The organism is uncultured Thiodictyon sp., from assembly GCA_903837595.1.
Classification (GTDB): Bacteria; Pseudomonadota; Gammaproteobacteria; order Chromatiales; family Chromatiaceae; genus Thiodictyon.
This window is the reverse complement of the sequence record CAILVI010000556.1, coordinates 94,931-102,822: the sequence shown is the minus strand read 5'-3', so window position 1 is coordinate 102,822 and position 7,892 is coordinate 94,931. Positions and strand designations below refer to the sequence as shown.

Annotated in this window: 5 protein-coding genes; 4 read left to right on the top strand and 1 reads right to left on the bottom strand. The window is 66.7% G+C overall.

Going from position 1 to position 7,892, the window contains the following annotated elements:
- The 3 genes from tssF to tssH all read left to right on the top strand — a co-directional run.
- On the top strand, positions 1-1,716 hold a 1,716-nt coding region (gene tssF / locus QZY44_RS34010; protein ID WP_295458317.1), incomplete at its 5' end, for a type VI secretion system baseplate subunit TssF.
- A complete protein-coding gene (gene tssG, locus QZY44_RS34005) occupies positions 1,680-2,795 on the top strand; it encodes a type VI secretion system baseplate subunit TssG (protein WP_295458314.1) in 1,116 nt (371 codons plus the stop codon). The genes tssF and tssG, both read left to right, overlap by 37 nt.
- 83 nt (positions 2,796-2,878) lie before the next feature.
- On the top strand, positions 2,879-5,647 hold the full coding sequence (gene tssH / locus QZY44_RS34000) for a type VI secretion system ATPase TssH (RefSeq protein WP_295458311.1): 2,769 nt from the start codon (positions 2,879-2,881) through the stop codon (positions 5,645-5,647).
- 310 nt (positions 5,648-5,957) lie between these two features.
- Here tssH and QZY44_RS33995 read toward each other — a convergent pair whose 3' ends face one another.
- Positions 5,958-6,191, bottom strand: coding sequence for a hypothetical protein (locus QZY44_RS33995; RefSeq protein WP_295458308.1), 234 nt, complete (start codon positions 6,189-6,191; stop codon positions 5,958-5,960).
- Between the two features lie 296 nt (positions 6,192-6,487).
- On the opposite strand from QZY44_RS33995, the gene QZY44_RS33990 reads away from it, so the two are divergent.
- A complete protein-coding gene (locus tag QZY44_RS33990; RefSeq protein ID WP_295458305.1) occupies positions 6,488-7,891 on the top strand; it encodes a DUF6861 domain-containing protein in 1,404 nt (467 codons plus the stop codon).
- Position 7,892: the final 1 nt, after the last annotated feature.

The window sequence follows — 7,892 nt, the reverse complement described above, 5'->3', positions numbered from 1 at the left end:
CGGGTCCAGCTCAAGATCGACGCCGAATTTCCCGCCTTCACCCAGCACTTCCTGGAGATGGTCTATCCGCACTACCTGGCGCCCACCCCCTCAATGGCGGTGGTGGAGCTGCAGCCGGACCTGGACCAGGGTGCGCTCGCCGAGGGCTTCGACATCCCCCGCGACACGGTATTGCGCGGCGCCCTGGCCAAAGACGCACAAACCGCGTGCGAGTACCGCACCGCCCATCCGGTGCGGCTCTGGCCGATGGAACTGACTGCGGCCGAGTATTTCAGTCATACGGGGCCGGTTGCCCGGTCGGACCTACCGGCACTCAAGCGCAGTAAGGCAGGGATTCGGCTGCGCCTGCGCACCACGGCCAATCTGACCTTCGCCCAACTCGCCCCGGGCCACCCGGAGCGATTCCAACTGGTGCTATTCCTGCAGGGCGCAGACCAATTGCCCTTTGAGATCTATGCGCGGCTCTTGGGCGACACGGTCGCCGTTCTGGTTCAGCCCACCGCGCGGCCCGTGCCCTGGATCGAAACGCTGCCGGCCGCCGCACTGCGGCCACTGGGCTTCGAGCAAGATGAGGCGCTGCTGCCCTATGCCCCCGCATCCTTCCAGGGCTATCGCAACCTCCACGAGTATTTCGCCTTTCCGCATCGGTACCTCTTCCTCGCCATCGACGGCCTGGGAACGGTCTTACAGCGCATTGCCGCCACCGAGGTCGACCTGATCCTGCTCCTGGGCCAGCCGGCACCGGCCCTGGAGCGGGTGCTCGACGCGGCCAACTTCGGCCTGCACTGTTGCCCGGCAATCAACCTCTTTCCCAAGCGCTTCGACCGCATCCACCTGAATGCGACCGGCCCCGAATATCACCTGATCCCGGACCGCACCCGCCCGCTGGACTTCGAGGTCTACCGGGTCGACAGCGTGACAGGCTTCGGGACCAACACCACGGAGGCACGCGAGTTCCGCCCCTTCTACGCCCCCGCCAACCTGGACCCGGGGGGCGACAAACCCGCCTATTACAGCGTCCATCGCCTGCCGCGGCGCCTGTCATCGCGCCAGCAGCGCCAAGGGGCACGCTCCAGCTATGTGGGCAGCGAGGTCTTCGTCAATCTGGCCGACACGGCTGCGGCCCCCTGGGCCGCCGAGTTGCGACAGCTGGGGGTGAGCGGATTGTGCACCAATCGCGACCTGCCGCTGCACATGCCGGTCGGGACCGGCCAGACCGACTTCACGCTGGAATCCGGGGCGCCGGTGCGCGGCGTACGCGTACGCAGCGGACCGACCCCGCCACGCCCCTCCCACGCCCATGGGGACACCGCCTGGCGCCTGATCAGCCACCTCTCACTCAACTATCTGTCGATTGCCGACAGCGACGGCGGCCAAGGTGCGGAGGCGCTGAGGGAACTGCTAGGGCTCTACGGGGATCTGACCGACGCCGACGTGCGCAAACAAATCGAAGGCGTCCGGCAGGTGTCGTCGCGCCCCATCGTGCGGCGGATGCCTGGGGTGCGCCCCGTCACCTATGGCCGGGGACTGGAGATCACGTTGCAGTGCGACGAGACGGCCTTCGAGGGCACCGGCGCCTTCCTGCTGGGTGCCGTGTTGGCGCGGTTTTTTGCCCGCTACTGCACCATCAACGCCTTCACTGAGACCGTGTTAAGAACCGGCCGCGGGGAGATCATGCGATGGCCAGCGACCATCGGCTGCCGCCCGGCCCTGTGACGGCGCCCGCCACATCGGTCGCCGACCGGGAGCGCGCGCGCGCCGCCTTATTCGCCGAACTCACCGCGGCCCCCTGGGACTTCGGGTTCTTGCAGACGCTGCGCCGGCTCGACTGCCTGCAACCGGGACTTCCGCGCATCGGCGCGACGGTCCGACCCGCCGACGACCCGGTACGCCTCGGCCAGCGGCCGTCGATGCGCTTCGCCCCGGCGGAGTTGGCCACCCTGCAGCAGTCAGTGGCCGGGCGCGCGCCACGCCTGCAGGTCTATTTCCTCGGCCTGCTTGGACCGAACGGCGCCCTGCCCCTGCATCTGACTGAATACGCGCGGGAACGCGAGCGCGACGACGGGGACACGACCTTCGCGCGTTTTCTGGACATCTTCCATCACCGGATGCTCTCCCTGCTCTACCGGGCCTGGGCCCAGGCGCAACCGGCGGTCAGTTTCGACCGCCCGGACCAGGACCGGTTCGGCACCTATCTCGCGAGTCTCAGCGGCAACGCCATGTCGGCCTTCCAGGCCCGCGATGCCATGCCGGATCTGGCCAAACGCCATTATGCCGGCCATCTTTCCTGCCAGACCCGCCATCCGGAGGGGCTCGGCTCCATCCTGCGGCACCTGCTGGCCTTGCCGGTGCGCATTGAGGAGTTCGTCGGACGCTGGCTGGTGCTGCCCCCGGACTGCCGACTACGTCTGGGGGAGACTCCAGAAACCGGAGCCCTAGGCATGACGACGACGCTGGGCGCCCGGGTCTGGAATCACCAGTCTAAATTCCGCGTGCGCATCGGCCCGGTCCGACTCACCGATTACCTGAGCCTGCTGCCCGGTAACGCGACCCTGGCACGGGTGAAATCGACGGTCCGCAACTATACGGGCGACGCGCTCGAGTGGGACCTGAGCCCGGTGCTGGCCGCCGCCGAGGTCCCGCGGTTGCGCTTGGGTGCGGGCCAGCGACTGGGCTGGACCACCTGGCTCGCGAGCGGAGCGTTGGGGCGGGATGGGGATGATCTGAAGCTCGACCCGAACCGCGAGCGGCCCGAGGCCAGGCGCGGCGCTGACCAGGTCGGCACAGTGCCGTAGCCTCAAGGCCTTACAGACAGCGATTCTGCTATACCGACCGATACCCGGACTAACGTCCAACACCAGTGCCCAGGAGCCCGCCCATGACCGAGATCAGCCGCACCGCCCTCTTCGGCAAGCTCAATCCGCTCGCCTATAAGGCCATCGAGAGCGCCACCGTCTTCTGCAAGATGCGCGGCAATCCCTATGTGGAACTGGTGCATTGGTTCAATCAGATACTCCAGCTCCAGGACTCGGACCTGCACCGCATCATCCGCCGCTTCCAACTCGACCCGGCGGGGCTGGCGCGCGACTTCACCGAGGCCCTGGACCGACTACCGCGCGGCTCGCGCTCCATCTCTGACCTCTCCTCCGACGTCGAGGAGGTGGTGGAACGCGCCTGGACCTACAGCACGCTGCTCTTCGGCGAGTCCCAGGTGCGCACCGGACACCTGCTGGTGGGTATCGTGAAGACCAAGGGCCTGCGCACCGGGTTGCTCGGCATCTCCCGCCAATTCGACAAGATTAAGATCGACGATCTCACCGACGGCTTCGCCGCGATCGTCTCCGGCTCCCCGGAGGAGCGCATGACGGCGACCGATGGCTTCCACCTGGGCGGCGGCGCGGCCCCGGGGGAGGCGAGCGACGCCATGGCCCCGGCCCAGATGGGCAAGCAGGAGGCGCTCAAGCAGTTCTCAGTGGACCTGACCGAGCGCGCCCGAAAGGGGGAACTCGACCCCATCGTCGGGCGCGACGATGAGATCCGCCAGTTGATTGACATCCTCATGCGCCGCCGCCAGAACAATCCCATCCTCACCGGCGAGGCCGGCGTCGGCAAGACCGCCGTGGTCGAAGGCTTTGCCCTGCGCATCGCCGCCGGGGACGTGCCCCCGCCGCTCAAAGAGGTGTCGCTGCGCACGCTCGACGTCGGCCTGCTCCAGGCCGGTGCCAGCATGAAGGGCGAGTTCGAGAACCGGCTGCGCCAGGTGATCGAGGAGGTCCAGGCGTCACCCAAGCCCATCATCCTCTTCATCGACGAGGCCCATACCCTGATCGGCGCCGGCGGCAGCGCCGGCACCGGCGACGCCGCCAACCTGCTCAAGCCCGCGCTCGCCCGCGGGACCCTGCGCACGGTCGCCGCCACCACCTGGGCCGAATACAAGAAATATATCGAGAAGGACCCGGCACTGACCCGCCGCTTCCAGGTCGTGCAGGTGGATGAGCCGAGCGAGGAGAAGGCGATCCTCATGCTGCGGGGCATCGCCTCGACGCTGGAGAACCACCACAAGGTCCAACTCTTGGACGAGGGCCTGGAGGCGGCGGTGCGCCTCTCCCACCGCTACATCCCCGCCCGCCAGCTCCCGGACAAGGCGGTGAGCCTGCTCGATACCGCCTGCGCGCGGGTCGCCATCAGCCAGTCGTCCGAGCCGGCCGAGGTGGAGGACTGCCGGCGCCGGATCGAGGCACTGACGACTGAGCTCGGCATCATCGGCCGCGAGTCCGCGGTGGGCGTCGACACCGCCGAGCGCGAGCGCGCGGCCAGCGAGCAGATCGCCGCCGAACGGGAGCGGCTGGTGGGACTCACCGCCCGCTGGGACGCGGAAAAGGGGGTCGTGGCGCAGATCCTGGACCTGCGAGCACAACTGCGCGGCAACGCCGCACCGGTGGAAGGGACCGGGAGCGCGCTGGAGCAGGCCGCCGACCAAATCGCCCCCGCCCCCCTGGTGGGGGAGGGTCGGGGAGGGGGGGAGCCCGCCGCACCTGCCCTGACCGACGCCGAGCGCGCCGCCACCCTGGAGAAGCTGCGTGCACTCCAGACCGAGCTTGCCACCCTGCAAGGCGAAAGCCCCCTGATCCTGCCGAGCGTCGACGCCCAGGCCATCGCCTCGGTGGTCGCGGACTGGACCGGCATCCCGGTCGGCCGCATGGTCAAGGACGAGGTGAAGGCGGTGCTGAATCTCGCCGAGACTCTCAACAAGCGGGTCGTCGGCCAGCGCCATGCCCTAGAGGCCATCGCCGCGCGCATCCAGACCTCGCGCGCCCGGCTCGACAACCCCAACAAGCCGATCGGTGTCTTCATGCTCGCCGGACCATCCGGCGTGGGCAAGACCGAGACCGGGCTGGCACTCGCCGAAGCCCTCTACGGCGGCGAGCAGAACATCATCACCATCAACATGAGCGAGTTCCAGGAGGCCCATACCGTCTCCACCCTCAAAGGCGCGCCCCCCGGCTATATCGGCTATGGCGAGGGCGGCATCCTCACCGAGGCCGTGCGCCGCAAGCCCTATAGCGTGGTGCTGCTCGACGAGGTGGAAAAGGCCCACCCCGATGTGCATGAGATCTTCTTCCAGGTCTTCGACAAGGGCTGGATGGAGGACGCCGAGGGCCGCTATATCGACTTCCACAACACGGTCATCCTGCTCACCACCAATGCCGGCACCGATCTGGTCATGAGCATGTGCAAGGACCCGGAGTTGCTGCCGGATATGGAGGGACTCGCCCAGGCCCTGCGCGCCCCACTGCTCAAGACCTTCCCGCCGGCACTCCTGGGGCGCATCGTCACCATCCCCTATTACCCGTTGAGCGACGAGATACTGGGGACCATCATCCGGCTCCAGCTCGACCGTATCGTGCGGCGTATTGCCGACAATCACCGCGCCGTGCTCAGCTATGACGAGGCGGTGGTGGAACTGATCGCCAAGCGCTGTGCGGAGGTCGAGAGCGGGGCTCGAGTGGTCGATGCCATACTGACTAACACGGTCTTGCCCGCCATCAGCCGGGAGATCTTGAACCGCACCATGGAGGGCAAGACCATCGGGCGGATTGCCATCGGGGTCGCTGAGGCGGGGTTCACCTACAGCTTCGACGCCTGAGTGCCCTCTCCTGCCCCGCGCTGGTGACACCGCTGCGGCGGTGTCACCCCTGTGCCAGGCCCTCTGTGCCGGGGAAGAGGACGGCGCAAGAGAATTTTGCGGGTTACCTTGAAAAACCGCAGCTATGGTCTAGACTGAAGTTCAATTGGCCGTCGGCGGGCGCACGGCGATAGCTTCTGATGCCCAGGATCGCCGGCGGACAAGTAACGGGAAGTCGAAAAGGGATCTGGCCCGAATGGCACTGATTTAAGCGGATGCTCCATGTAACTCATTCTGTTTGCGTAGTGACTCGATGCATTTTCGTGCCCTTTCACTGCGCCTTCTTGGGATGCGCGTGGAGTCGGACGTCCTGCCGCGCCAGTGCCCGGGGCTGCATGAGCAGCGGGAAGTTGCGCGGTCGTCGTTTCAGCACCCGGGCCGCGATCCGGCCGGGGCGCAGACCGACCCGCGGCTCGGCCATGATGGCGAGCAAGGGCGCTGCGAGCCGGGCTGTTGCGCCGCTCGGGGACCGGAACTTGTCGCGCTTGCGCGTCGCTGGTGTCACGGCTAAAATCGACCGTATACCCGCCCACTGGTAGATGAATTGGTAGATGAATTGCCTTTCTGACCGGTAACCGCCGACACCAGGACTTCAGCTTGGCCAGCGATGCATATGATCCCTACAAGGGGTGGAGCGGGTTTCGCTGCCATCCTCGGGCACCCAGCGGCGGCAGTGGCCTGGGCGGGTCGCGCCTGCCCGGCCCCCGGTTAGCCCCGATCAACGTGTGGGGCGGGTTGCCCCACCCCGACTCTCCTGCCGGTCGATATGTCCGCCCCGACCAAGTCCACAAAGATGCCAGCTTGGCCGCCCGGGCAGCCGGTGTCCTGGACGCCTATGGCGGCGCGCTGAAACTGGCCCCCACCGCCGTTTATCAAGAAACCGGCTATCAGTTGGAGCTGCTCATCCGCGGACTGCTTCCGGGACTGCTACAAATGCTCGCGGTGCTTGGCGTGACGACGATCTTGGGTGCCGCCGCCGGGGCCTCCGTCGGCGTCTTTTTCGGCGGGGTAGGGGCCGCTCCGGGTGCGGTCGTGGGCGGGGAACTGGGCCTGGAGGCGGGAACCGCCGTCCTTTCCTGGCTGGGCCTGGCCTTCCTGGCTGAATCCATCGGACGCGGGCTTGGCGAGCTGGGCGGGACGCTGCGGACCGGAATTGTCCGCGCCTGGCGGGCGGCGGAACATGAGCCATTCTACCGGCGTCGCGACGTCGACCAGGCCGCCGCCGAATTGGCCAAGTGTGTGGGTATCCTGTTTCGCCTGATCTTGCAGGGCATCCTCGCCTATGTCATGAAGAAGGGGGCAGTGACCGCGACCCGCGGTGCGGCGGCCGCGGGCCGCTCAGTGCTCGATCATGGGGCCCAGGCAACCGCCCAGGGCTCCGTGGCGGAGGTGACCGCGCTGTTGCGCAAGAGCAAGCTTTCCGAGGAATTTGCCGCTTGGGTTGAGAAGAACTGGGACGATCTGAGTCGTAACCCCAAGCTGACAGGCCAGACCGCGACCAAGAGCGGCGGCGGCTCCAAGACCTCGAGCGCGGCGACACCCTCGCAATTGGCCTCGCCGACAAAGAAGCCGGCGGGCGAGGCTGCCGCCGCCCCGGCGTCCGGTAAGCCATCGACAGCGGCACCCGGCGCGCGGGACAAGAGCATTCTGGACGCCCAGGGGGTTCCGTTGGGTGCTAGAAAACGCTCACCCGATGCACCGGACACGTTCATTGTGGACGCCCAGGGAGTTCCGTTCGCCGCTATAAATCGCTCTCCCCTTCTGGACGCCCAGGGACTTCCCGTTAACGGCTGTCCTAAACCAAGTCTTAAACAGGCCCTCACCAAAGAAGGCTGGCCAGAGTTACCTGAAGACCATGCCGGCAACTTCAACACCGCGGAGCCTGTTACGCTCAAGCCCGGCACCAAGATCTATCGCATCATTGATCATAAGTCGAACGCGGCCGGTAGATATTGGGCCGAATCGCTGCCGTCCAGCAGGACGCAATGGCGAAGCGACTACGCCGTCAAGCAGGACTGGAATAGCAATGGCAGTTATGTCGAGTACACAGTACCCGAAGGGCCGGGACTCAAGGTTTGGCGGGGCGAAACAGCCGGGCAGGAATTGAAGGGATCGGGCGGTTATTATCTGCCGGGCGGCGCCGAGCAGATATGGATGGAAGAGGGCACAGTCATTCCCAGTAAGCCAATACCAACGGGGTGGTAAG